The 23261-nt window shown below is 56.8% G+C and carries 28 protein-coding genes and 1 tRNA gene; 4 read left to right on the top strand and 25 right to left on the bottom strand.

Going from position 1 to position 23261, the window contains the following annotated elements; all coding sequences use genetic code 11:
- The first annotated feature begins 7 nt into the window (after positions 1–7).
- Positions 8–634: a thiamine phosphate synthase gene (locus B0B09_RS03535; protein ID WP_076658393.1), complete on the top strand. Its 627-nt coding sequence runs from the start codon at positions 8–10 to the stop codon at positions 632–634.
- Here the strand turns inward: B0B09_RS03535 and olsA are convergent.
- From olsA to B0B09_RS03520, 3 genes are all read right to left on the bottom strand, one after another.
- Positions 631–1455, bottom strand: a complete 825-nt coding sequence (olsA, locus tag B0B09_RS03530; RefSeq protein WP_242654335.1) for a lyso-ornithine lipid O-acyltransferase — start codon at positions 1453–1455, stop codon at positions 631–633. The genes B0B09_RS03535 and olsA overlap by 4 nt on opposite strands.
- Entirely contained in the window at positions 1448–2221 is a 774-nt protein-coding gene (gene olsB, locus B0B09_RS03525) for an L-ornithine N(alpha)-acyltransferase (protein WP_076659772.1), read from the bottom strand. Before olsB ends, olsA begins: the two co-directional genes overlap by 8 nt.
- 126 nt (positions 2222–2347) lie before the next feature.
- Entirely contained in the window at positions 2348–2527 is a 180-nt protein-coding gene (locus tag B0B09_RS03520) for a DUF3553 domain-containing protein (protein ID WP_076658391.1), read from the bottom strand.
- A gap of 29 nt (positions 2528–2556) precedes the next feature.
- Between B0B09_RS03520 and B0B09_RS03515 the strand changes: the two genes are divergently transcribed.
- Entirely contained in the window at positions 2557–3147 is a 591-nt protein-coding gene (locus tag B0B09_RS03515) for a histidine phosphotransferase family protein (protein WP_076658390.1), read from the top strand.
- Between the two features lie 2 nt (positions 3148–3149).
- Here B0B09_RS03515 and B0B09_RS03510 read toward each other — a convergent pair whose 3' ends face one another.
- The 9 genes from B0B09_RS03510 to B0B09_RS03470 all read right to left on the bottom strand — a co-directional run bounded on the left by B0B09_RS03510 (position 3150) and on the right by B0B09_RS03470 (position 9248).
- A complete protein-coding gene (locus tag B0B09_RS03510) occupies positions 3150–4412 on the bottom strand; it encodes a glutamate-5-semialdehyde dehydrogenase (protein ID WP_076658389.1) in 1263 nt (420 codons plus the stop codon).
- 12 nt (positions 4413–4424) lie between these two features.
- Entirely contained in the window at positions 4425–5531 is a 1107-nt protein-coding gene (proB, locus tag B0B09_RS03505) for a glutamate 5-kinase (protein WP_076658388.1), read from the bottom strand.
- Positions 5519–6568 (bottom strand): GTPase ObgE, encoded by a 1050-nt coding sequence (gene obgE, locus B0B09_RS03500; protein ID WP_055292761.1) that lies wholly within the window; start codon positions 6566–6568, stop codon positions 5519–5521. The genes proB and obgE overlap by 13 nt, the downstream gene beginning before the upstream one ends.
- 38 nt (positions 6569–6606) lie before the next feature.
- The gene (locus B0B09_RS18210) at positions 6607–6834 is read right to left on the bottom strand and encodes a GNAT family N-acetyltransferase (RefSeq protein WP_375342212.1); all 228 of its coding nucleotides are present in this window, start codon (positions 6832–6834) and stop codon (positions 6607–6609) included.
- Positions 6803–7108 (bottom strand): GNAT family N-acetyltransferase, encoded by a 306-nt coding sequence (locus B0B09_RS03490; protein WP_076658386.1) that lies wholly within the window; start codon positions 7106–7108, stop codon positions 6803–6805. The genes B0B09_RS18210 and B0B09_RS03490 overlap by 32 nt, the downstream gene beginning before the upstream one ends.
- On the bottom strand, positions 7101–7646 hold the full coding sequence (locus B0B09_RS03485; protein WP_076658385.1) for a GNAT family N-acetyltransferase: 546 nt from the start codon (positions 7644–7646) through the stop codon (positions 7101–7103). The genes B0B09_RS03490 and B0B09_RS03485 overlap by 8 nt, the downstream gene beginning before the upstream one ends.
- Positions 7616–8158, bottom strand: a complete 543-nt coding sequence (locus tag B0B09_RS03480) for a GNAT family N-acetyltransferase (protein ID WP_055293380.1) — start codon at positions 8156–8158, stop codon at positions 7616–7618. Before B0B09_RS03480 ends, B0B09_RS03485 begins: the two co-directional genes overlap by 31 nt.
- A gap of 125 nt (positions 8159–8283) precedes the next feature.
- Complete coding sequence (gene rpmA, locus B0B09_RS03475) at positions 8284–8553, bottom strand: 50S ribosomal protein L27 (RefSeq protein ID WP_055292758.1); 270 nt, start codon at positions 8551–8553, stop codon at positions 8284–8286.
- Between the two features lie 11 nt (positions 8554–8564).
- Complete coding sequence (locus tag B0B09_RS03470; protein ID WP_076658384.1) at positions 8565–9248, bottom strand: 50S ribosomal protein L21; 684 nt, start codon at positions 9246–9248, stop codon at positions 8565–8567.
- A 177-nt stretch (positions 9249–9425) separates the two neighbouring features.
- Between B0B09_RS03470 and B0B09_RS03465 the strand changes: the two genes are divergently transcribed.
- Positions 9426–9773, top strand: a complete 348-nt coding sequence (locus B0B09_RS03465; RefSeq protein ID WP_076658383.1) for a hypothetical protein — start codon at positions 9426–9428, stop codon at positions 9771–9773.
- On the opposite strand, the gene B0B09_RS03460 is transcribed toward B0B09_RS03465, so the two are convergent.
- Positions 9770–10174 carry a hypothetical protein gene (locus B0B09_RS03460; protein ID WP_076658382.1) on the bottom strand — a complete coding sequence of 135 codons (405 nt, stop codon included), beginning with the start codon at positions 10172–10174 and terminating at the stop codon, positions 9770–9772. The two genes, B0B09_RS03465 and B0B09_RS03460, sit on opposite strands and share 4 nt — an antisense overlap.
- Before the next feature lie 69 nt (positions 10175–10243).
- A complete protein-coding gene (locus B0B09_RS03455) occupies positions 10244–11077 on the bottom strand; it encodes a DUF2059 domain-containing protein (RefSeq protein ID WP_076658381.1) in 834 nt (277 codons plus the stop codon).
- Between the two features lie 147 nt (positions 11078–11224).
- Here B0B09_RS03455 and B0B09_RS03450 point away from each other — a divergent pair.
- Positions 11225–11314: transfer RNA gene (locus tag B0B09_RS03450), tRNA-Ser, on the top strand.
- Between the two features lie 432 nt (positions 11315–11746).
- On the opposite strand, the gene B0B09_RS03445 is transcribed toward B0B09_RS03450, so the two are convergent.
- The 11 genes from B0B09_RS03445 to B0B09_RS03395 form a co-directional block, all read right to left on the bottom strand.
- Positions 11747–13036 (bottom strand): MFS transporter, encoded by a 1290-nt coding sequence (locus B0B09_RS03445; protein WP_076658380.1) that lies wholly within the window; start codon positions 13034–13036, stop codon positions 11747–11749.
- Positions 13026–13220 (bottom strand): hypothetical protein, encoded by a 195-nt coding sequence (locus B0B09_RS03440; protein ID WP_076658379.1) that lies wholly within the window; start codon positions 13218–13220, stop codon positions 13026–13028. The genes B0B09_RS03445 and B0B09_RS03440 overlap by 11 nt, the downstream gene beginning before the upstream one ends.
- A 341-nt stretch (positions 13221–13561) precedes the next feature.
- Positions 13562–14266, bottom strand: coding sequence for a peptidoglycan-binding domain-containing protein (locus B0B09_RS03435; protein ID WP_076658378.1), 705 nt, complete (start codon positions 14264–14266; stop codon positions 13562–13564).
- Positions 14263–15588, bottom strand: a complete 1326-nt coding sequence (locus B0B09_RS03430; RefSeq protein WP_076658377.1) for a DUF3131 domain-containing protein — start codon at positions 15586–15588, stop codon at positions 14263–14265. The genes B0B09_RS03435 and B0B09_RS03430 overlap by 4 nt, the downstream gene beginning before the upstream one ends.
- A 1-nt stretch (position 15589) precedes the next feature.
- Entirely contained in the window at positions 15590–17410 is a 1821-nt protein-coding gene (locus tag B0B09_RS03425) for a glycosyltransferase (RefSeq protein ID WP_076658376.1), read from the bottom strand.
- Positions 17411–18565 carry an acyltransferase gene (locus B0B09_RS03420; protein WP_076658375.1) on the bottom strand — a complete coding sequence of 385 codons (1155 nt, stop codon included), beginning with the start codon at positions 18563–18565 and terminating at the stop codon, positions 17411–17413. It lies immediately after the preceding gene.
- Positions 18562–20286 (bottom strand): DUF3131 domain-containing protein, encoded by a 1725-nt coding sequence (locus B0B09_RS03415; RefSeq protein ID WP_076658374.1) that lies wholly within the window; start codon positions 20284–20286, stop codon positions 18562–18564. The genes B0B09_RS03420 and B0B09_RS03415 overlap by 4 nt, the downstream gene beginning before the upstream one ends.
- Positions 20287–20321: 35 nt before the next feature.
- Positions 20322–20732, bottom strand: a complete 411-nt coding sequence (locus B0B09_RS03410; RefSeq protein ID WP_165689286.1) for an ATP-binding protein — start codon at positions 20730–20732, stop codon at positions 20322–20324.
- 17 nt (positions 20733–20749) lie between these two features.
- Positions 20750–21094 carry an STAS domain-containing protein gene (locus B0B09_RS03405; RefSeq protein ID WP_084190717.1) on the bottom strand — a complete coding sequence of 115 codons (345 nt, stop codon included), beginning with the start codon at positions 21092–21094 and terminating at the stop codon, positions 20750–20752.
- Positions 21072–22301 carry a PP2C family protein-serine/threonine phosphatase gene (locus B0B09_RS03400; RefSeq protein WP_076658372.1) on the bottom strand — a complete coding sequence of 410 codons (1230 nt, stop codon included), beginning with the start codon at positions 22299–22301 and terminating at the stop codon, positions 21072–21074. Before B0B09_RS03400 ends, B0B09_RS03405 begins: the two co-directional genes overlap by 23 nt.
- Positions 22302–22411: 110 nt before the next feature.
- On the bottom strand, positions 22412–23026 hold the full coding sequence (locus tag B0B09_RS03395) for a response regulator transcription factor (RefSeq protein WP_076658371.1): 615 nt from the start codon (positions 23024–23026) through the stop codon (positions 22412–22414).
- Between the last annotated feature and the right edge of the window lie 235 nt (positions 23027–23261).

Raw genomic sequence — 23261 nt, 5'->3', positions numbered from 1 at the left:
CGCCCCCATGTCGGACGCCCAAGACCACCCGCAAATCTACCTCATCAGCCCTTCGGAATTTGATCTGTCGACATATCCGGCCGAATTGGCCGCCTGTCTGGACAGCACCGAAGTGGCCTGCGTCCGTCTCGCGCTGGGCACCACCGATGAGACGCGGATCGCCAAAGCAGCCGACGCCCTGCGCGAAATCACCCATGCGCGTGACGTGGCACTGGTGATTGACACCCATATCCAGCTGGTCGAGCGTCTGGGCCTTGATGGCGTCCATTTGCAAGACGGCGCACGTTCGGTCCGACAGGTGCGCAAGGACCTTGGTGATGATGCCATCGTCGGTAGTTACTGCACCAATTCCCGCCATGACGGCATGACCGCCGGCGAGCTGGGCGCCGATTACGTCAGCTTCGGTCCCGTGGGACAAACCGCCCTTGGTGACGGCCGTCAGGCGGAGCTCGAACTGTTCGAATGGTGGTCCCTGATGATCGAAGTACCCGTTGTCGCCGAAGGCGCGCTGGACGAGGGTTTGATCCGCGCGCTTGCCCCTCATACAGATTTTTTCGGGATCGGCGATGAAGTCTGGACCACAGATAACCCCGCCGGGACGCTTGGCACCCTCAGACGTGCGATGCTGGGCTAGAAACCGGGCTTCAGACCCGCTCGCACCTGATCTTCCATCGCGCGGGCAAGCGCTTTCCGGTCGCTGTAATCCGCGACCTGAACGGGCGCATGGTAGATCACATGCACGCCACCCTGCTTTGCGGCAGCCAGTGTCGCCAGCAGATGCGGCGCGAAGTCCATATCACCCCACCAGCCATAAAACCGCGGGTCCGCGCCTGCGGGCGCGTGATACTGCAAAGTCACCGCCTGCATGTGAAGCGTCTGGCGCAAGGATGGATCGAAAAATGCGGCGAAGAGCGCTGGTTTGAAAGGCAGCACTTGCAGACCATCGGTTGAGGTGCCTTCGGGAAAAAACAACAGTTTGTGACCTGCCGCCAGCCTGTCGCGGAAGACGGCGATCTGGCTCTGCACTTCGCTGCGGTCGCGGCGGATGAACACGGTTCCCGTCGCGCGCGCCAGCCATCCGATACCAGGCCAGCGGGCCACCTCGGCTTTGGAGACGAAATAGATGCGTTTGCGGGCGTTCAGTGCGAAGATATCCAGCCAAGAGGTATGGTTTGCCACCACGGCCCCCGCACCCGCCATTGGCGCACCTTCCGAGGTATACCTGATCCCCAGAACCACAAAGGACATCCGGCACACAAACTGTGTGATATAGGGCGTCACCGGCCGTCCCAGCCCGCAAAGCGGCCGTTCAACAAGGCGGACAGCAAGCAAGATCAGCAATCCACCAAAGACGAGAACACTCAAGGGGATCGCGCGCAGCACGACCCTGAGCCAGCCAAGACCACTCAAGCGACAGTCCGGCGGCGCGCTTTTGCTTTGCCAAGTCTCAGCCACTTGCCCCGCCTTTGGCCAGAATGGCCCGCTGCAATCCATCAATCGCATCTTTCTCAAGGATCAGGCAGATATCAACCGTATTGAAAGCGTGATCCACAAAGGCATCAGGCGCCACTTTCCCGCCCAACCGGAGATAGGCTTTGATCAGGGCGGGGATGCCGCGCACGGCGGCGATGCGGTCAATCGTCTCGAGGGGTTGGATATTCATTGGCACGGCCGTTGGCCCTTTGGCCGTGACGCGCAGGCCCGCGGGTGCCAGATGTTTATGATACAAAAGGCTCAACGCGTCCGACAGCGCCTGTGCGTCGGTCCCATGAAAAGAAGCCACCCCGAACAGCACCGCAATCTGGCGCGCTTCGACATACCCAGCGAGCGCCTGCCACAGATGCAGCATCCCAGCACCACCGCGATAGTCAGGATGCAGGCAAGAACGCCCCAGTTCCAACAGGCGTTTGCCGCTTTGGTAGAGCGGCGTCAGATCATACTCGGTCTCACAGTAAAAGCCGCCTGCCGCCTGCGCCATTTCGGCGGTCATAACACGGTAAACACCGACGACCTGATCGTCCTGCGGGCGCGCTTTGTCCAACAACAGGATATGGTCGGCATGGGCATCAAAGTTATCACATTCCAGGCGTGCGGTATGATCAACCAATGGACCATCACCACCAAGCTCGGTGACAAAGACCTCATACCGGAGGCGTTGAGCGGCGCAGATATCCTGCGGCGCACGAGTCACGCGGGTCTCAAAGACAGGTTTTGGCGGCACAGACAAATTCACAGCCAGCCTTTATTTTGGCGCAGGATGACGGACATTAACCTTTTAGAAACCATACCGCGACAGATTGACAGGTATTGGAAACCCAACTTGCGCAACTCTCCTTTGGGTTGTATTTTATTCATGTACCAACTCAAGTAAGACGCGCCGACTATCAATGACGATTTTGCCCATCTCCCTGAAGTTAACAGTAATCCGGTCGCCAATGTTGGACTGCACCTGCCCGACGCCCCAATCCGGCTGGTCGGGGTGCCGCACGAGCACACCAGGCTCAAAAATCGCATTTATATCTGACATATTTTCTCTCTTACAACGGAGGCTGCATTATGCAACCTGATCTTGCGGCTTTGGTTGGATCACGTATTTGCCATGATCTTATCAGTCCAATTGGGGCGATCGGCAATGGCGTCGAGCTTTTGGCGCTGACCGATGGCGATACCGGAGCCGAAATGGACCTGATCAACGAAAGCGTTCAGAACGCCAGCGCACGGATCCGGTATTTCCGCATTGCCTATGGTGCTGCCACTGAAGAGCAGTCCGTCAGCCGCTCTGAAATCCTGTCAATTCTTGCAGCAACCGCGCGAGGTGGCCGCATCAACTATATCTGGAAAATCGAGGGCGATCAGCCACGCCGTCTGGTGCGCGCAGCCCTTTTGATGTTGCAGGCGCTCGAATCCACCATGCCTCTGGGCGGGGATATCCAGATCACGCGCGATGGCGAAACATGGGTGATGCGCGCCGAGGGGCCGCGTCTGGCCGTGGACCAAGAGCTTTGGGACAACATCAGCGCGCCGCAAATGGGGTTCAGATACACGGCGGCCCATGTGCAATTCGCGCTTCTGCCGGGTGTGTTGGCGGAAGCGCAGCGTCTACTGCAATTCCGCCACATGAGTGACCACCTGATCGCGCGGTTCTGATCCTAACTGCGCACCGCGCCGTTTCCTGTCACAAGGTATTTGAAGCTGGTCAATTGCGTCGCCCCGACCGGTCCGCGGGCGTGCAATTTCCCTGTCGCGATCCCGATCTCGGCGCCCATGCCGAATTCGGCACCATCGGCAAACTGCGTTGAGGCATTCCGCATCAGGATCGCGCTATCGAGCTCTTTGAAGAAATGTGCCGCGGCCTGATCATCGGCCGTAATGATGGCATCTGTGTGGTTTGAGCCGTAAGTGCGGATATGCGCAATCGCTTCGTCGACACCATCGACAAGCTTGGCCGCGCAAATCATATCCAGAAATTCCTTCCCGAAATCATCGGGTTGCGCGGGCGTTGTGCCCGCAATCTTGGCCAGTTCACCATCAGCGCGCACATCAACGCCAGCCTTCAGCAGGACATCAATCAGCAGTGAGCCATGTTGTGTGTAAAAACGCCAATCGATCAGCAGGCATTCCATGGACCCGCAAATACCGGTGCGGCGTGTCTTGGCGTTCAGAACAATTTCGACCGCCATTGCAGGATCAGCCGTCGCGCCCACGTAGATATGGCAAATGCCTTCAAGATGGGCAAAGACAGGCACGCGCGCCTCGCGCTGGACCAACCCGACAAGCCCCTTGCCGCCGCGCGGCACAATCACGTCGATATGGTCTGTCGCGGTCAACATCGCCGAGACCGCCGCGCGGTCGCGGGTCGGTACAAGCTGGATCGCTGTCGCTGGCAGACCTGCCTGTTTCAAACCGGTTTGCAGGCAGTCATGGATCGCGGTGGAGGAATGAAAGCTCTCGGACCCGCCCCGCAGGATGACCGCATTGCCCGATTGCAGACAGAGCGCGCCAGCGTCCGCTGTCACATTGGGGCGGCTTTCATAGATGACGCCGATCACACCCAAAGGCGTACGCACACGCTGGATGTGCAGACCGCTGGGCATATCCCATTCGGTCATCACCTCGCCCACCGGATCGGATTGGGCGGCAACGTTGCGCAGCCCCTCGGCCATGGCGCGGATGCGGGGCTCATCCAGCATCAAACGGTCCATCATGGCAGGGCTGAGGCCCTTTTCTTCGCCATAGACCTGATCTTCGGCATTGGCATCCATGATCGCCATGCGGTTTTCCCAGATCGCATCCGCCGCACCAATGAGGGCCGCATATTTACGCTCTGATCCGGCGGTGGCCAGCACGGTCGACGCGGCACGTGCATCCGCACCAATCTTGGCCATCATCGTCGCAATGTCTTGATCACCCATGCTTTTTCCCTCTTACAGCACCATATCGTCGCGGTGCACCAGTGCCGCGCGGCCATCATAGCCCAGAATTTCGACAATCTCCGCCGAGCGGCGGCCCATAATCTGGCGCGCCTCGGCGCTGGTATACCGGATCAGGCCCTGGCCCAGCGTCACACCGGCAGCGTCGACGACTGTCACCACCTCGCCGCGACCGAAACTGCCGCTGATCTGCGTCACACCGGCGGGCAGCAGGCTCTTGCCGTGGTGCAGCGCATCTTGTGCGCCCGCGTCCACCGTCACAGTGCCGCGCGGCTTCATGGCCGAAATCCAGCGTTTGCGTGCCGCCTGCGGATCCGTTTGGGCGGCAAACCATGTGGCCTTTGCCCCATCTTCAAGCTTGGCAAGCGGGTTCAATGCGGTGCCCAAGGCGATGGCCATGGCACAGCCCGCCTCGGTCGCGATGCGCGCCGCAATCAGTTTGGTGATCATGCCGCCTTTGGACAGGCCCGATCCGGCGTCACCGGCCATCGCTTCGATTTCAGGCGTTAATTTTTCAACGATATCAAGGTGTTTTGCCGCGCTATCAATCTTTGGATTGGCGGTATAGAGCCCGTCAACATCTGACAAAAGCACCAGTTGGTCGGCCCCGACCGTCACGGCCACCTGTGCCGCCAACCGGTCGTTATCGCCATAGCGGATTTCGTCGGTCGCGATCGTATCGTTCTCATTCACGATCGGGGTTACGCCAAGGCCAAGCATGGTTTCCATCGTGGCGCGGCTATTCAGATACCGCCGACGATCTTGAGAATCTTCAAGCGTGACAAGCACTTGTCCGGTGATAATGCCATGCGGCGTTAAGGCCTCTTCATAGGCGCGCGCCAGACGGATCTGGCCGACAGCGGCGGCCGCCTGCGATTGCTCCAGCGCAAGCGAGGTCAGTGGCAGGCCAAGAATACCCCGCCCCAAGGCGATAGACCCGGACGAGACGATAATCACATCCGTCCCGCGCGCACGTATGCGCGCCACATCGTCAGCCAGTGAAGTCAGCCAGTCCTGTCGCAGCGCGCCGGTGGCCGCATCAACAAGCAGCGCCGAACCGATTTTGACAACAAGGCGCTTGGACGCCGTCAGGGTTGCCATGGCGCATCCTCGCCTTCGTCCTGCTCCTCCGCTTTACGGTGGCGCAGGCGGTTGTCGTCAATCTCGGCCCGCAAGGCACGCAGCACTTCGGGGATACCCTCGCGGCTGACACCCGACATCATCATGACGGGACCCTCGGCCACCGCAGCAATTTCATCGCGCAGGAAAATGCGCTCTTCTTCGTCGAGGGCGTCGATTTTATTCAGCACCGTGATGCGCGGCTTGTCGGCAAGCGCACCACCATAGGCCTCAAGTTCTTTAATGATCGTCGTCAGGTCGCCCGCCGGATCGCCTGACGTGCCGTCAATCAGGTGTAGCAGCACCGCACAGCGTTCCACGTGGCCAAGGAACATATCACCCAACCCGCGCCCCTCACTTGCGCCTTCAATGAGGCCGGGAATATCGGCCACGACAAATTCGACCTCATCAATCCCGACAACACCCAGATTCGGGATCAGCGTTGTGAAGGGATAGTCAGCGACCTTGGGCCGTGCGTTTGATGTGGCCGCAAGAAAGGTTGATTTGCCCGCATTGGGCATCCCCAGCAAACCCACATCCGCGATCAGTTTCAGGCGTAGCCAGATCGTGCGCTCAATCGCTTCTTGGCCCGGATTGGCGCGACGGGGCGCCTGGTTCGTTGCGGTCTTGAAACGCAGGTTGCCCCAGCCACCATTGCCGCCTTTGGCAATCACGATCTTCTGGCCTACTTCGGTGAGGTCAGCGATCACCGTTTCCTCATCTTCATCAATGATCTCGGTGCCGACCGGCACACGCAAGACCTTGGTTTCACCGTCTTTCCCGGTCCGCTGGCTGCCCATACCGTGCTGGCCGTTGGTTGCGAAAAAGTGCTGCTGGTAACGGAAATCGATGAGCGTATTCAGGCCCTCAACGGCCTCAACCACCACATCGCCGCCGCGGCCGCCATCGCCCCCGTCAGGGCCGCCATATTCCATGAACTTCTCGCGCCGGAACGAGATGCACCCCGCACCACCGGCACCGGAGCGGATATAGACCTTTGCGAGATCGAGAAACTTCATGTGTTGGGCCTTCCAAGGCTGTTCATGAGCGCGATAAACTACTGCGCGACAGTTCTCAAGCGGTCCCAGCGGGTGCGCATCAGGCGATGCTGATGCAAAAGCGTCGGGACACGACGCGCGACGCTGCGTTCATAGTGGGTCTGCCAGTGCTGAAAGCCGCATTTACGCAGCACTGCGGCGGACGCCGGATTGTCATGCCAGGTTGAGGCGACAAGGACGTTCCAATCACAGACCTCAAACGCCTTGGCGATGGCATCGCGGGCCACCCGCGTCCCGATCCCCTTGCCCGTGCACTGCGGGGGCAAACATATAGCCGATGATGCCTTCCGTCGCGCCAATGGTGCCGATCAGCTGGTGGTCCTGATACACTGCCCAGACAAAACCTTCGCCCTTGTAGGGGGTGCAGCGCGTCCGGGTGAAGTCTGGTGCCGGGGGCCAAGGCCAGCTGCCCAGCTGGCGGACAACGGACCAATGGCTTGCGATGGCATGGACGGCCTCGAAATCATCTGGGGCGATGGCGCGATAGGTGAGGTCAGACATCTTGGAGCGCCACCCATCTGTCGCGGGTCAAGAGCATCGACCGGCCCGGCACATCTGCCTGCCGCGCATTCGAGAAGTGAACATGGCCGCCGACATCCAGAAAGCCCAGTTTCTCCAGCACCCGGCGCGATCCGTGGTTTTCGGTGAAATGGCTCGAATGCATCTTGTCCATATTGAACGCGGCAAAGCTGTGATCGACAGCTGCCTGCGCCGCCTCGGTCATATAGCCCTGCCCCCAGAACGGCTGGCCGAGCCAATACCCCAGTTCCTTCCCGGTTGAGACGACACCAATCAGCACATCATCGCGCAGGATGACCCAAAGCAGGCCAAGCTCACCCGTAATGTCCATCCGCAGGAAATCATCGGCATCTGCGCGGGCATAAGGAAAGGGCACCGGGACCAGCCACTTGCTGACTTCAAAATCATTGGCAAGCAGGGTCACGGCATCCAGATCATCAGGTCGCAGATCGCGCAGCACCAGCCGCGCGCTCCGCAGCGTGGGAACGGTTACTTTCCGATTTTCAATGTGTAGGTCCATGTCGGCACCGTCGCATTGCGCGAGACGGAAAACGCCTCTGCATCGCCCAGATAATCAAAACCGCAGTTGGTCAGCACACGGGCTGACTGCGGGTTGTCCTGAAAGACCTCTGCAAATATCCGGTCAGAGCGATGCGGGTTCGCGGCGATCAAGGCGCGTACGGCTTCGGTGGCAAAACCTGTGTTCCAAAAGGCAGGGGCAATCCAATAGAAGATCTCTGACTGATCGCGGTCCATGCGCTCAAGGCTAATGAGGCCAAGCGCTTCGGCATGGCCATGGGCAGAGCCATCGATGACCCAGATATCTTCGCTCCGCTCAGGCTGGCTGGCGCGTTCGATCATCGCCTCAACCGATCCGGGGGGCAGCGGATGGGGCATGGCACGGGTACCGCGCGCAACACGGTCATCACCCGCATACATCGCGATCAGACCCGCGTCAGACTTGCGGCACGGGCGCAGCACGAAACGTGCCGCCTCTATCGTGTCCTGAACGGTAATCTCTTCATGTCTCATTGTTTCCCTCCCCGAAAACAACTGCATCTGTGCCACCGTCTAAATTCATTTGATGGCAGAAATATGAACAAAAAAAGGGATCGGCTTTCGCCGATCCCCCAATATCTTGACTTGGAATTTTCGGCTTACTCAGCGGCCTCCGCCACTGGGAGAACCGAAATAAAGGTGCGGCCCTTGAGGCCTTTGTGGAACTTCACAGCGCCATCAACGGTTGCAAAGATCGTGTGATCCTTGCCCATGCCAACGCCCATGCCTGGCCACATCTTTGTGCCACGCTGACGCATGATGATGTTACCGGGAACGACAGCTTCGCCGCCGTACTTCTTTACACCAAGACGACGACCAGCTGAGTCGCGTCCGTTACGGGATGAACCGCCTGCTTTTTTATGTGCCATTTGGTCTCTCCTTAGCCTTTTGCCAGCTCAACCGCTTGCGCGATCCAGCCTTCACGTTCGATACGGCCCTTGAACGACAGTTTCTCGTCCATAGCAGCCACATCAGCTTCCGTCCATGCTGCGATCTGGGCGAATGTTGTCACGCCAGCTTCATGCAGCTTTTTCTCAAGTGCCGGACCAACGCCGGACAGCTTTTTCAGATCATCCGCGCCAGCAGCCGCTTTTGGCTCTGCTTTCGCTTTCGGTGCCGCCTTTGGATTTTCAGCCTTGGGTGTTGATGCACGCGCAGCAGCCGCAGCCGCTTTCTTGGATGTTGGTGCGCCGTTTGCGCCAGTTACATGCGCGATACCTGCGCCAGAAACTGCGGCCATAACGCCGGACTTGTCAGCCCCTTTTTCAAGGATCTCGGCGATACGGACCAGTGTCAGTTGCTGACGGTGGCCTTTGGTGCGCTGGCTGCCGTGCTTACGGCGGCGCTTGACGAAGTTGATCGTCTTTTCGCCTTTTATCTGGTCGATGACTTCGGCTTGAACGCCTGCGCCTTCAACGGTGGGTGTGCCCACTGTGGAACCGACCATCAGAATCTCGTTGAATTGAACTTTGTCGCCTGCTTTTGCTGCAAGCTTTTCGACACGAAGTACGTCGCCAGAGGCCACTTTGTACTGCTTGCCGCCGGTTTTGAGAACCGCAAACATATGTAATTCCTTTATCTTTCGCGTCGCTGAGGCCCCGGTTTCATCCGGCGTTTGGTACCTGTGGACAGCGCGCCCGTGGGCGAGTTTTCGCATATCACCCTGCAATCCTCTTGCAGAGTCCGCGCTATATCTGACCAATACCCCCGTAAGTCAACATAAAAAGAAGGATTAATTCCCATGCGCTGGCTCGTTTTCGCAACCGTCCTGACATCGGCCTGCGCACAAGACAGCGGGCACCTTGGCAATCCCTTGCTATGGCCAGTGTCAGGGGCAACGACACTTTTCGACAATGCCACCTATGCGCAGCGGCGCGGCACTGTCGAAGTCATCGTCAAATCGAACTTCGATGCGATTATTGCAGATATCGGGTCAGGTGGCGGGCCCACGCTGACGGATGCAATGGATGCCGCCGGTATTCCGCCGCGTGACCGCCCTGCCCGTATTATTCAACTGCAATCCAATATCGGGCTGTATCAGGCCAATCCGGGCGCCTTAGTGACAGCACTGATGGTCTATGGGGGCTAGAACCCTGCCAGCAAGCTGTCCCGCTTGGCCACCAGATCCCAGAAAGCCTTGGATTTTGCGATATCATCAGCCAAATCGGCAGGGATGCCGCGCGCGAGCATGCGATTATACAGCGTCTGCGGATACCCCGGTGTCACTGATGGTACGCTGACCATCGGATTGATATCGGCCGCAATCCCGGCCGCTTCTGCAGGACAGCCACGTGAGGGGTTGCCGCTTGGCGCGCGCCCTTCCGCTTCCAGCTTTACCACCGCCGCAAAATAGATCGTGCACTCTGCTGCAAGCAGTTCTGCCTGACGCGGATCATCAGCGGGCAAATCCGGCTGCGGGGCAATCGCTGCGGTCTGATCGCAGGCGGCCAGCAGGAAAAGAGCAAAAAAGGCGGGTTTAAAAGCAGGCAAGACAGGCTCCTCTATTCGATATGACGGTGCCAGCATAACCTGCCACTCAGCGATTCCAAGAGGTGCTGGTCACAGTTCTTGCGTCAACATAAAGCGTGAAGAGGCCAGACCGAGTGCACGGGAAATATCGTCGAACATTCCGTTGAACGCTTCAAACAGCGCATTGGTCATATCCTGCCCCGCATCACTGCGTGAAAACGCAAGATAGGCTTCCAACTCCTCATCCGACAGCGGCTGATAGGCCATCAAAAGAAACGAAAAAAGCCACTCGATCGTATCGGCGCGCACCATCGGCTCCTGCGCCCAGACATCCTGCAAGGCGGTTTCAAGGGTGATGCCAGCGGGCATTGCGCCGCCATCGATCAAACCGGTGTAGAAGGCATAGTTGGAATTAAGCGCACCGATCACATTGGCCTCGATCAGATCGTTGGCGTCGATAAAATCCTGCACCATCTGGAATCGCGGCGTCTCATCCATCATTGCAATTGCCGCATTCTCTTTGCTGGCCTCTTCAACCGCGTCGTCAAGCAACGCGCGGCGGGCGCTGATTTCAAGCCCGACAATCCGCACGCCCTGCTCCGAGGTGAAAAACGCAAGCATCGCATCAACATCATCGCCCTCAAGCGCCTCGCCCAGAACGCCGCGGACCTCTTCGGTCATCATCTCGACATCATAGATCGCAGAGACCGCCATCGACCATTCCGCAGACCGCCCGCCCGGCAGCATATCAGTAGCCAGCGTCTCGCCATAGGCCAGCCCCTCTTCGCGCATGATTTCGATCAGCTGGGGCATGCCAAGCGCATCGAACAGCTGATCGACTTTGTCGGCATCACGCCCCTGCGCCCAAAGCGGTGCGACGGCGAGGGTCGCGGCAAAAGCAAGGGGGGCGGCAAAACGGAACATGCGGTATCCTATCAATCCAAAAGCTTATGTGAAAGTTACGCACCCTGAGCGGTCTTTGCCAAGGCCCCCCACGTAATTGTCAGCAATCCGTGCTTTGGGTCTTGCACGGGCGCGCCTGCCGCAGTAACACGCCGCCCTGACCCCCGCGGAGAGGTGCCGGAGTGGTCGAACGGGGCGGTCTCGAAAACCGTTGTGGGTGCAAGCCTACCCAGGGTTCGAATCCCTGTCTCTCCGCCACTTTCCCTGCGCAACGCGTTGATAAATAATAAGCTATTTGAGGTTTGGGCGCATATATCGTCTTTCCTGGCATCAAGTTGCATCAGAAACGGTTCATAGGCACGCGACGCTAACACCCACCACGATTGTATCGCACGCCATCATCCGTTCGTCTGGGATCATGCAATCTTTTCATACGCGTACGGTTCATTGACCTGTAATCAATAGCTCCATCTCGGGGTGCAGTACGGGTTAAGTTAAAAGTTTCGGGGATGACCTGCCCAATGACGACTATCGGCATCGATAACGGACATCCGTCTATGCAATCGTCGATGACCGCCATGCGGGACTAAACCGGCACACGTAGATTTGGTTTCAAAGTCCGCGTGTTGCAAGTCCGAAAGAGCCACCGCACAAACCTGGGCTTTGGACGCCGCAACAATCAGCCAACTGCTAACTTTTCATTGCCCGGGCCAGCAAGATCGCAAGAACTGCAGCGATTGCGAGGCCGAGGACCCCGGTAATCCAAGCAATTCCGACACCTTCCGTCTCACCGACCGAGCCCAAGACGAGCAAGCCCACCATCGCACCTAGCTGTTTCAGGAGCGACTGGACTGACAGGATCGTAGACCGGCGGCTGTCTGGCGCATAGGCGTGCAGGATGCTTGCAGCAGGAGACTCTGAAAGACCGAGTAATACGGAGAAAATGAGGAATACTATGATAAATCCTATGAGTGACGCCTGCAGGGCAAGCGCAATCTGACAAACGATGAGCGCAGCAAAGATCGCTGCGAGCGTCACCGCATGACGGCGCCTAAAGAGGCGGCCAACCCGTCCGGCGAGGCTCGCGCCCACTGCGATCGCCAAAAAATATCCTGCAGTCAAAAGTCCCACTGTCGCGGCAGCGCGTTCAGGATCGAGCATAGTTCGCACAACTGTCGGCCAGAGCACCTCGACAGGATTCGTGGCGAACAGCATAAGAGTCAGACTCGCGAGAAGCAGGAAGAGCGCACGGTGCGAGATCGCGAGCCGGGCACCGTCACTGATTGCGCCCGGTACGGCGCGTATCGCACGCAGAACGACTGACCCATTTATAGGGCGAGCCGGTTCACGGATGAAAATGACCGTGTACGCAAACACCACGAGCGTGAGCAAAATTCCCGCAGCATACGACACGTCATAGACTGTGCGGCCGACCAATGGGTCGGAAGGATCATTACCTGAGACAAGGGCAGGAAGAAAACCGCCAACAATCGCCCCAAACCCGAGACCCGCAAAATTTGCTGTCTGCGCACGCGCAAGGAAGGGTTGGATTTCGACACCGGGTGCGCGAACATTCAGTTCTTCTACATACCAAGCGTCGAGCGTTCCCGACCGCAATGCACGCCCCAAACCGACCAATCCGAACGACGCAGCAAGCGGCCAGAACGCAGTGGACAATATAAATACGAGAGAGGCCATAAGGCTTGCAACCGTGGCGATCAGAAAGACCGGCTTGCGGCCCACCCCATCTGCCAAACCGCCAAAGGGCAGTTCAGCGGTCATGGCGACGGCGGCATAGACGGCAAAAAGAGCGCCGATCTCACCAACACCCAATCCGCGTCCTTGAAGGGCAAGAGCTGTCACGGCAACGATCATGCCCATGGCAAGACGGTCTAGAAATTGGTGACCTTGAAAGAGATACACGTGCCGGCGCGCGATGATCGGCAGCTTTGCGAAAGGTGTATCCGTTTCAGACAGCATGTCCTTGAACTTCAGTCACAAAGAAACAAAGTGCAACCACCGTCGTGGCGCGTCCGCCAAAGCGGACATTCATGAAGGGCGCAGCATCCGTTAAACTGGGCTCACAGCCGACTTTCACTGCATCGGTCCCGATGACCGCTTTGGGCAATATGATCGACGCGGCACTGCCAAACGGAAGCGTCAAGCCAATGTAAGCTGCGGCCAGACCGCATCATCAAAACTAGCTACTCGTTTCGTGAATGTCATCATACCTCTCCGCAAGTTTTGAAACCGCGGAGGACACCGCCTGTGCATTCTTCTCATTCAGAAAATACGCAGCTTTTTCGCCATCAATAGCGGGTAGCTGTCATTCATGGCGCACCTTTAGTGGCGCTCTATGTTCTGAAAGCAGATTTTTGACATCGTATTTGAATTGAAGTGAAACGACGTCTTGCGGTCGTCAAAGAACCTGAGCGCCACCGACCGCTGCGTGGTCATTGTGTCCGGCGTTCACATCCTCGGCCGCGATGATCTTCTTGCTGCAACTCACTCAGTCTGAGGGCCACAAAGGTAGGTTTCGAGCAGCGCAATCACTTCAGGCACAGTTCGGTTTGCACTTGCGCCCGGCGAGAATGCTTCAATTGCCGCAAGTGACTTCGGGCCCAGCACACCATCGACCTGCCCCGGGTTTTCACCAGCTATGATCAGTAAGCGCTGAAGCGCCGCGACGTCATTGGTTTCTACGACAGAGGCCGCCCGACACACGACTTTCGCTGTTGTTGCGCCTGTGCCGATCGTATCCGGCGCGACTGCGGCATTAACCGGGTTTGCGGCTGGAACAGCAAGAGCAGTAACTGGAACAGGCGCGGCTGTCTCCACTTCCGCGCCCAGCAGGCATTGGCCAATTGATCTTGCGACGATCTCTGCACCTTCAGGGGGGATGCCAACGCGGGACATCTCACAGGTTTGCGCAGACGCGTCACAGGTTATTGTCATCTCCCAGTCCTGAAAGACGTCGGTCGGACGCAATGTTCCTTCGGCTGATGCGAATATTGTGTAGGCATATCCGTTGACGACTCCGTCCTGCCAGAACGCCGGAAACTGGGCTGATGGAACGTCTGATACATGCGATACGACGCTCATTGCACCGGGCAACGGCCGGTCGAAAGTGTCCGAGACACATGGCGCGGCGCGCAACGACGAGGCCGTTAAACCGAGCCAAAGCGCATGTAGCAAGAGACGGGTGATCATCGCCCTGCCCTGATTAAGGGACCGTGTGCGCGAAACGCCAATGATGCCAAGACCACCGCATTTGTGTTGACCGTCACCGAGCTGTTTGTCGTGCCATCAATCTCGTAAATGCCTTCGGGCCAGCCACGCTCCGTGTCACCCAAAGGTGCAATCGCGGCCACAAGTTCACGTGTATAATCGGTGCCGAAAAGTGCGTCCCAAGCGAAAGCTACTTTTGTTGTGATCGTACGCTTGCTGTCCAATCTGTCACCTCTGAATGTCATCACGGCCCAAGGCGCACCGCCGCCCCAAACAGACGAATAGATAAAGTATGGGGCCACATCGATGTGAGACTCGCTCACAGCCGTCAGGATGCCCGAATTACGATAGCGGGCTTCCTGCGCGCGATAGATCGCAGTGGCAAATCGTGCAGACCGCGCGTCAAAGCCAAACTCCAACCCATCAAAGAGATAGGGCTCGCTGACTGTAAACGCAGGAGTGACGTTACGATGCAGCCGCGTGTCGACCGGGATCGGATGGCCCTCGACGTCACGCACCATCAAATGGCTTTCCGCATCATAGGCATTATAGACGTCGTAACCAAAGAGCATCATCGCCTTCGCTGCATATTGCTCGTAGCCAACCCGCCCCTCTTGGTCACGTCGCAGGTTCCCCTCGATCATATTGCCACCAATGAGCTGACCGTTTTCAACCATTTCGGAAAGGTGCCACCGGTTGATGAGGCGCGCGGTTTGGGGGGCGAGTTCGGGATAGTTGGCTTCGACATGGCCAAGTGCCGCCACCATGCGGGCAATGTCCAAGGCTGACCAGCCAAGGCCACGCGCGACGGGTTCATTGGCGTAATTCACCAATTCTCCGGTTCGCACATTATAAGCCTTGTTCGGCAGCATGCCGTCAAACAGCCGGATGTCATTGAGAGTCTCCAAAGCCAAGCCAATGCGCGCGACTGCTTCGCTGCGCGCGATGATACCCAGCCTTTCGGCCGAAATGGTTGCGACGAAATACGAACCAGTCTCCCACATCGTGGTGGACGGGTAATTGTCTGTCGAATTCACAAGGCCCGTGGTGGGGTCAGTATTGTTCTGGAAGTAGCGCCACGCAATCTGCGCATATGCGATGTCGTCTGGCGAAGAGGTCCCCGCGATCGCAAGCGGCAGTGGTGAGACATCGTCAAACTGTGCCATTTGCCCACCTGCGTTCTGTGTCTCGTCAGCCCCGTCCGAACGGCTATCAATTGCGGTAACCAGTCCCAGGCCGCAGGCCAGAGCCAGCAAAAAGATGATATGGCTACGTGCTTTGATGATGTTGTCTTTAACGCTCATGTTATTCAATTCCTTCTTCCGCGCCGGGCAACCAAAGTGCCGCGCCGATGATGCCCAGCATCGCCAGACAGTTGTTAAAACCCCATAGAATGTTTGATACGACGCCGGTGGCGGAATGCGGTGTCGTGCCTGTGACAAGCGCCCCGATCGCCCAGAGACCTGCAACAGCGGTCAAAACGACGACAGCGATTTGCGGCTTCACCAACGCGAGGAAGTTCCCAGACTGCCGCACTTTGGGGGTGACCTTGAAAGATATCTGGCTGCCTTTGAGCACCGATGTGATGGCCCGCAGACCCAGGGGGAAGAACGACAGATAGCTGGCCTTTGCCGCATACCCTGGCACGCCCCACGTTCCCGTCATCATGGCCAGTTCCAGTGTCACAAGAAACGGGATCAGGTGCCAAAAGAACGCGTCCGAGTAAGCCGTCACCGGCGAAATACCTGTGAACAAATAAACAATCGGGCTGATCAGAAAGACCACGTTCCAGACTGGCGCGAGATAGGAATAGAACGTTGCGGCGTACATCATCCGCTGGGGAAACGTCAGGCCGCGTTGAAAGAGTGGATTGTCATGGATCAGAATATCAAGACTGCCGCCCGCATATTTGTAGCGCTGTGTGGTCCACGTTAGCAGGTCTTGCGGTGAAAGCATTTTGCTTTCCACGATTGGGTGCATCTTGGACTTCCACCCGCGCGCGCGGTCTGCATGCATCACGATCGAGGTGTAGATATCTTCTGAGACATGAAAACGGTATGGCGTCAGGATTTCGGTGGTCGCCGCTTCTGTGCGGATCGCATCCATCAGGTCCGGGGCGATCTCGCGTTCTTTGCTTGAGACCGTAACAACCTCTTCTGTGGCGTGGGCGCGGGTTTCAACCTTTGCGCCAAAGCTGCGCAACGCGGCTTCCATGACGGCTTCGCGACGGTGGATGGACCCTGCACCACAGCAGAAAGAGGCATTCGCCCAGTTCCTGCGGCGCTGGATGATGTCGTAAAACATCTTGGGGTCGGACACAAAAGGATCGGCGCCGATCCGGATTGGTCCGACGACTTTCTGGATCATGCGGCCGGCTGTGGCTGCTCTTGCACCAAAGCGTCGGTTCAGGGCTGCATCAAGGGGTTCACCCTCTGGCAGGTCATAGAACCACTGCGGTGTTTGAACCCACGCCATCTTGGGATCACTGAAGTACCCCAAAGTGTTTTCAAGTATTGTGGGAAACGGCCGTGTGTCGGCGTCGCAGATGATCAGCAGGTCACCCGATGTCTGTTCCATCGCATGCCGCAGACTACCGGCCTTAAAGCCTTCGTTTGTGGTGCGCGTAATATAGTTGACACCTTCTGCTTCGGCGACGCGACGCATCTCTGCGCGGCGTCCGTCGTCAAGCACATGAATACGAATGTCGATTGCATGGGGGTATGTGATCTTCTTGGCGTCGCGCAGACCAAGGCGCACCAGTGCCGGATCCTCGTTATAGGTTGCGAACATGATATCCACAGCCAAGGGGCGGTCGCCCTCGGGGTGATCAGGCGAAATATCATTGAGGCATGCCGGAGGGGCCAGGATCTCAATGGGTTCGTCTTTCCAAAGATTGAAGACGAAAAGGATCAACCCGATATATGCACAGGTTTCGGCGATGGCGAGCGGGACCGCGAACCACATCGCCTCGGTATTGAGGGACGCTGTCCAGCGCCACCAAATGTACCATGCGCCGACGACCAAGGCGATCGTCGCGAGTGCCTGCCAAAGCAGCTCACGCGGTGCCGAATATGGCAGTGGGGGCTCCGGTGTCCGGTCTTCAAACTTGAGGAAATAGTCGTCCATTCAAATGGCCATCGCTGACTTGCGGGATTTCAGAAGTTCCCAAGGGGTTGGACCCAGACCAATCGTCCAAGCCAGAGGTTGAAATTTTGACAGCCCAATCGTGACAGCAAATGACAACGGCAGCGCGACGGCAAACCGTGCAATGACGATCATCCAAGGGTCCATGAACTGTGAAATCCCGGTTGTGAAAACCGCAATGTCGTACAGGTCGATCACAAACGGATGCACAAGATAGACACCGAAGGTATAGCGCGCCAGTTCGCTCCACTTGGCAGACCATTGCAGATACTGCCCGCCAATGAAGATGAAGAAGACAAAGATCGGCATCAGGAAGTGGCCGTAAAAATCCCAGCCACTGCGCACACCCCATGATCCGGTATCAAACGCGGTATAGAAAAAGGGCAAGGTTGCGAGATACGCCAGTGCGGCAAAGTAGAATCCAACCCGGCGGATCAGGCGCGCTTCGCCGCGCGGGATGCCATCATTCCAAAGCCCATAGATGGCAAAGGCCGCCATACCGTACCCGACGTAGCCGAAAACCTTGATCGCACGCAGAATGTAGTCACGCAGCGTTGGATCAACGTCCAAACCCCATATGAACGCTTGCGCATTATTCATCACACCGATGGTGATCACCACTGTCAGACCAAGAACGGGATAGCGTGTTGCGGCCCGCATGACGGGGTAGAAAAGGAAAAGCGCAAAAAGCGTTGGCAGAAAATGCATGTGATATTGGGACTTGCCCAAGATCAGATAACCCAACCAGGACTGGGCTTGCCCAAGCTGCTCCCAGATGTAGGGCGCATAGTTGAAGGCATCTGCCTTCAGCAGCCGGAAGAATGCGTAAAACACAGCCCAGAACAAGAATGGGACAAGTAGCCTCTGGGCCTGCGTAGAAATGACACTGCCATAATGCGGCATCTTCTTGTCCACACGCATCGCCATAAGAAACAACGAAAACATGAAAAACATCTCAGAACCCGAAAACTCGCCGAGTGATCGCATGAAGACAGGAATGACCCTTTCTCCTTCGGTCGCGCCCGGAAATGCCTGCCCGCCAAAATCAGTCGAGCTGTGAATAAGGACGACGCCGAAGGCTGCAAAAACGCGGTTTGCATCAAACCAGACCAAACGTGGTTTAGAAGCGGTGCTCATCGGCTTACCCCCGATGCAGGGCAGCTTTGTGGCAGCACCTGCCTTACTTGCAGCGGTTCCAGCTTGTGTTCTTGGGTACTGCATGCAGTGGCAGCGACTTCGCCTCCTGCCACTACGGGACGGCAATAGAGGAATTCCTCAACCGGAATGACAGGTCTGACCGTGTTGCGGTTTGCGCAGGCACAGCAGGGGATTTCTTCAACGGCAGGGTTGGGATGGCACTTGTTTGCGCGAATATCGGTTCCAACAAAAGCCGTGTCCCAGACTTGTGTGTTCTGGTTCACGTGCTGCAAGATTGGTCCCTGCACCTTGTACAGAAGCGCCGCCAAAATAACCCCGTTGTTATTTGCCGTTTGCAGCGGAATGAACCCGTTCCCGTTCTCATAAAGGCCCTCGTAGAACCCGCGATCCGGCACTGACAGGTCTGCAACAGTCTCAAATAGCAGGTCGGTATACGGCGTATCCCAAAGCGCCCACAAACCAACAGCAGCCTTCGCGGACACAGCGGCGCGATCGGGTTGATACGCGCCAGTTGGGTCTAGCGTGTTCCACGCATAGCCATCGGCAAAGATGCTGTCATAGACAAAGTAAGGGCTGCCTTCGACCTGATGCTCTGATCGTGCGGTGATGATGCCCGTCCGTTCAAACCGACGCTGCTGGACAAGATAGATCCGGTTGGCAAATTCTGCCCGCCAGCCGTTGCTTGCGACCATATTGTCGTTTGTCTGGTCGGTGGGCAGATCCCAGCCAAGCTCTAGCCCATCAAGAATGTAGCCTTCGGTCAGAACATAGTTCTGGCTTTTGAAGACACGTGGATCGCGCCCGTCATATGGCACACGCACGTCATAAATATAGGCATACTCCAATGGTTCTGGCGACATCGCACGTGCGACGTCGAACCCCCAAAGAGCGAACCCTTTCGCGGCATACTCCTCATAGCCAAGACGGCCTTCTTGCACATAGCGTGTGTCGCCATTGCCTTGTGTGAACGAGCCGAACATACGGCCATCTTCATTTACCAAATTGCAAAAATTCCAACGCATCGGAACGTTGTCGACGCTGTTTGCAAGATGCGGGTGGCGTTCCTTGAGAATGCGCAGCCAGACCAGAAGGCGGCCGATATCATTTGCGGACATACCAATCTCACCCGGCTGGTTCGCGTAGTTGACCATTTCGCCGGTTGCAGCGTGATACACTTTGTTGGGCGCTTCTCCGCGATACAAAGGCAGGTTGCGCAGCGTATTCAGGATACGGGTCGCGCGGTCATCAAGTTCTCTTTTATCGATCACACACAGCTCGTAGGCCGCAACCATGGCGCTGATATAGGATGCAGTGTCCCAAAGGGTTGTCGAAGGGAAGTTTCCGACCGCATTCACCAGACCGGTTTCCGGCTGATAAAACGTCTCGAAATAGGACCAGGCGGTCTTGGCCATTTCGAACTCGCGCGCTGTCAAAGGCCCATTGCGCCCGAAATGCGCAGTATTCTGGTTGCGCGATCCGGCCATACATTCCTGTGCGACCGGCTCTGATGCGACGATGGTCAACGCTGTACCCGATGTGATCGTGACACGATCATAGTCTTGTCCATTGACGGCGGGACCGGCGATAGAGATCGCCAGGGTCGTATCTGCGCTATCCTGCGCCATTGCCGGACCAATCAGACTTAGGCCAAGGCCTGAAAATGTGACTGCGCACAAAACGTTGGTAAATACATCTTTCATCACGAGTTTTCTCCTGACTGCATTGCAATCGGTTTCTATGGGCGTGATCGGTTTCCGCCAATCTTGCGGAATGCCAAAGAGAGACGGTTACGACCGTCGACGGGGCCGTATCTGACAACATCCGCGCATTTGAGAATGAGCCCCAACCCACGTCCGCTTTCGGCCATCGGGTCGACAGTATGGAAGACTGTGACGTGATCGCGAGGATCGAACGCCTCTGCACCAGCGGGATCGAATATCTCGACAACCACAGCTTGGGGGATTTCGGTAACAATCACATCAATATGGGCGTCAGCGCATTTCGGGGCTGCATGCATGACGATGTTGGTCAGCGCCTCTGCGACAGATATTTCACAACGCAATATATCGTCGCCCTCAAGGACCATGCCGACAGCCGCCCTAAGAGACATGACCATCGCGTCGATGTCTTCCAAGGTTTTTTGCATCTGATGGTGGCGCTTCATCACTGGAATTCAGCCATTGACTGAACGGCTGCATCGACATCCTTGTAGACGACAAAGACCCGATCCATCCGGCAGATCCGAAACATCTGCTGCACGTCGCTGCTGAGACCTGAAATAACAAGATCACCACGATGTCCGATTTTCTTCAGGACGCCAACCAGTGCCCCAAGACCCGAGGAATCGAGGAACGATACATTTCTAAAATCGATGATGACCCGATTTGCCCCGCCATTGATGATGTCTGTCACTTCGTCTTTGAACACTTTTGCGTTCGCGGCCGTCAGACGTTCGGCACCGGGTCTGATGACTGTTATGTTTTCATCAAGTATTGTTGTATGTATCACTGGGATATTTCCTTTCTAAGGCGAGGACTGTGAGATCATCTTCTAACGGTACGCCGTTGCGCCACAGGTTCAGCGCCTGCACGATAGTTTGCGGGATTTCGTCAACTCCCAAACGGGGGGGCAAGCCCACGATGTCGCCGACCCGTGGGGTGCCAAACGGTTGATTTGAATGGTTTTCGGCCTCTGCTGCCGCGTCCGAGCAAATGACCAAGGTCGCGCCGATTTCAAATTGATGCGCAGTGTTTTCATAGGTCGCTGAAGGCAACATTCCGACAGGAAAGCCGCCGTCGCCAGCCAAGCTCACACATCCGGCTGGATCGACATAGAACGCAGACGGGTACCCCGCCTGGCAGAAATCCAGACGCCCCGACGCTCTGTCGACAATGCCGCAAAACATGGTGAAATAGTCGTCGCCGCCGAACGCGCTGAAGCGTGCATTCAATGTGGCGACCATCCGGGCGGGGTCAGGCTGACCATGCGCATCGAAAGCATGCGTACGGAAATAATCCGGTGTAATCAGATGGCCGATCGCAACGGACAACAGCGATGCGTGCACCCCGTGCCCTGACACATCGACCGCGTAGAAACCCAGCTTCTCCTCATTTAGAGCAAAGTATCCGAACATATCGCCCGACACGATTGCCGACGGCACGAAAGCGGATGCGACCCGAAAGCCCATCACTTCGTCTTGCAGATTTGGCAAGAGCTGACACTGTGCGACGGCCGCTGCGCGCAGATCATCCTGGATACGCTGGTTGGTTTCCTTAATGATGCGCGTCCGGTCAGCAACTTCCGCCGCGTGATTGATCAAGCGCACTGCGGTCTGTAACCGCGCCTTTAACAATGCGGGGCTGCTTTCTTTGGTGATGAAATCGTCAACGCCGGCCAGCAAAGCCGCGTCACGTATGTCAACATCATCTGCCCCTGTGACCATAATGACATGGACATATTGATCCAGATTGAGCGCGCGTATCTCGCGGGTCAGGTCAATGCCATCAAGGTGGGGCATCTCAAGATCACTGATCACGATCTCGGCTTTTGTCCGCGCCACGAGATCAAGTGCGATATCGCCGTCCGCAGCTTCAATTGCCTCAAATCCAAGACCATTGATAAGGCTGCACAAAAAGAGCCGCTGCAGATCAGAATCTTCTGCAACGATCACTTTTAGTCGCGGTGCTTGAGTTTGCTGTAAGGTGCGGTCGAACATTTATTATCTCCTTGGCGAAGGAGATATCTTGATTAACAAAGTGTTTCATCAACGCGGGCGGCTAAGTGCGAAGCGCTTTTGGGACGAAGACCCATCCGAACGGGTAGGTCCTAGAAAAGACCCGCCTCACGCGCAATCAATGCAGCCTGTGTGCGATTGGCTGCACCCAGTTTCCGGTATAGCGTTTTCATATGCAGTTTGACGGTGGGCTCTTGGATGTCCAGATCACGGGCGATCTCTTTGTTTGACTTACCTTGGGTCAGCCCTTCAAGGACCTGCAACTCGCGTGTCGTCAACTTGTCCGCCAAAGGGTTCGTTTCAACGTCATCCACCGCCGTCATAAAGTCGAGCGGGGCATATTGTTCACCCATCGCCATGAACTTTACTGCGTTAACCAGTGATTTGGCCGGTAGTGACTTGGGCACAAACCCCGAGGCCCCCGCTTCTAAAGCTGCTTCTGCGACCTGCTTGGTCGCTTCTCCTGAAATCAGTGCAACTTTTTGACCTCGACCCATTGCAATAGCTGACTTGAGACCTTCAAGCCCGTTCATTCCGGGCATGTTGTAGTCCAGCAAGATGAGATCATAGGGCCGATCGTTCTGAATGCGCTCGGCCGCTTGGGCAAAAGTGCCGACGGCCTCAGTCTCCATGCTGCCTTCGTTTTCCAGAAACAAGACCAGCGTGTCTCTGAGCAGATCATGATCATCGGCGATTAGGACTCTCATTGCGCTTCCTCGTGAATTCAGCACCCAAATAACTGTCGACTATGACCAATCAATGGCACAACTTTTAGAAGAATAAGGCGTCTTAACTCTTTTGGATAGTGTAGCTACCGCATCGGGTATGCCATCCAACGCGTTTGAGATGTGCATGCATCATTTGCGCGGAACCGCTGTCCCTCTGCTCGGTTGCGATGGACCCTTTATTGTTCGATCAAGCAGTACGCAAAATTGCATGAAA

The sequence above is a fragment of the Yoonia rosea genome, from assembly GCF_900156505.1.
Classification (GTDB): domain Bacteria; phylum Pseudomonadota; class Alphaproteobacteria; order Rhodobacterales; family Rhodobacteraceae; genus Yoonia; species Yoonia rosea.
This window is presented reverse-complemented; position numbering and strand designations above follow the sequence as displayed.